The 1,538-nt window shown below is 43.5% G+C and carries 2 protein-coding genes; one reads left to right on the forward strand and one right to left on the reverse strand.

The window, feature by feature from the left end; translation table 11 throughout:
• The first annotated feature begins 68 nt into the window (after positions 1-68).
• Complete coding sequence (locus QUA38_RS28840; protein ID WP_333167930.1) at positions 69-545, forward strand: hypothetical protein; 477 nt, start codon at positions 69-71, stop codon at positions 543-545.
• A gap of 803 nt (positions 546-1,348) precedes the next feature.
• On the opposite strand, the gene QUA38_RS28845 is transcribed toward QUA38_RS28840, so the two are convergent.
• Positions 1,349-1,538, reverse strand: a 190-nt coding sequence (locus QUA38_RS28845) for a hypothetical protein (protein ID WP_333167933.1), incomplete at its 5' end; no start/stop codon positions are given.

The following is a 1,538-nucleotide window of genomic DNA, read 5'->3' on the forward strand; positions in this document are numbered from 1 at the left end:
AAGCAGAAAGCCCACAAAAGCAGTTGTCCGAACCCAGCAATCAACAGCAATAAACGAGGAAAAGAATTATGGATACGCGCAGTACAGGCAAAGGCAAAGCGCTAGCCCGCCGCGGCAAAGCAAGTTCCAAAAGCCAAGCGACAGAACCCACGGATGCCAAAGCAACAGGAATTCAACTTTATCAGCCGCCACACCTGCATGACAACCGCCCCGTCGGGCCAGACGATTTTACCATCAGCGAAATCGTCTCGATATCGGGGGAGCGCCCGATCGGCACTAGCACCCTGCACATCAGCGAAACCTACGGCATTGTAGGCAATCGCCCGGTCGAATCCAGCGACTTTGAAGTGGTTGCTACACTCGGCAATCGCCCGATCGGCTCTAGCGCCATGCAAGTCAGCGAAATGTTCAGTATGTCTGGTGCCCGCCCTATTGGCATCAGCACTCTGCACATTGATGAAGTTTACTCCACAATGGGAGGAAACCGCCCCATTGCCTCAAACGAAATTGACGATAGCTCGGCATTAATGGGCTTCTTAGATTAATTAGTCATTAGTCATTAGTTATTAATTTTGCGCTGTTAACTAATGGCTAATGAAACATTTTTAGAGAATTTCTTGACGAACGCGACCGAGCAATTGAATCGTCTCAAGTGATTTATTTAACCCTGCCAATTTTAACAATCGGCGTTGTTGATTTATGGTATGAACAACTCAATCTGCAAAAACTGAAACCAGCGCGTCAGAACATCTTCGGAATTTCCCACTTATCTATTTTCATACCATAAATCAGCAACACCCTAGAAGTGGCGTTGCTGAATTTATGGTATGAATGACTCAATCTGCAAAAACTGAAACAAGCGTGTCAGAACATCTTCAGAATTTCCAACTTATCTATTTTCATACCGTGAGTCAGCAACGCCTAACAATCCTTTCGCCATTGTTAAAGAGCTCAACTGGGTCATGAAAAGCACGAGCGAAAAAGCGCTACAAATCTCTATTCCTAATGTGGTCACAGGTTAGCCAAAGAAATTGATCTCGCTGGCAAAGCGAACTACTCAATCCACAAAATCTCACTTTTTAGTTACAACAAGAGTGTCTGATCCGTTGGCAGGAGAGCGATTAAATATTAAAATATTTTTGGTAAGTGGTAACAGTTCTAGCAGAAGACCTTCGGCAGAAAACTACCCCAGCAATAATTTCAACAATTAATAACGTCCTCAGCGTCTTCGCGGTTGCTATAACTGTTAAGAAGTCACAACATTTAATAGTTGATATTTCACATTTCAGAGTTCAATGGCTAATAACTACTGATATCGTTTGCGGTTGCATCGGTATTGTTTAAATGTCTAAACAGTCAGTTGTTCCGAAAGCATAATTTTAGTCAACAGCCAACAGTTAACAGTCAACAACATCTTGCTCATGCAAGCAGAATAGATATGACTAATAACTACTTTCCCAGACCCTGATATTTGCTCAATAAAGCAGCAAAGCGCTTGTAATCCACAGGCTTCCTCACATACTCCGCCGCTCCCAATT

The organism is Microcoleus sp. Pol12B4, assembly GCF_036701385.1.
Lineage (GTDB): Bacteria > Cyanobacteriota > Cyanobacteriia > Cyanobacteriales > Microcoleaceae > Microcoleus.

Coding starts and splice junctions, on each gene's coding strand:
- QUA38_RS28840 (WP_333167930.1), top strand. CDS start 69: ATGGATACGCGCAGTACAGGCAAAGGCAAAGCGCTAGCCCGCCGCGGC.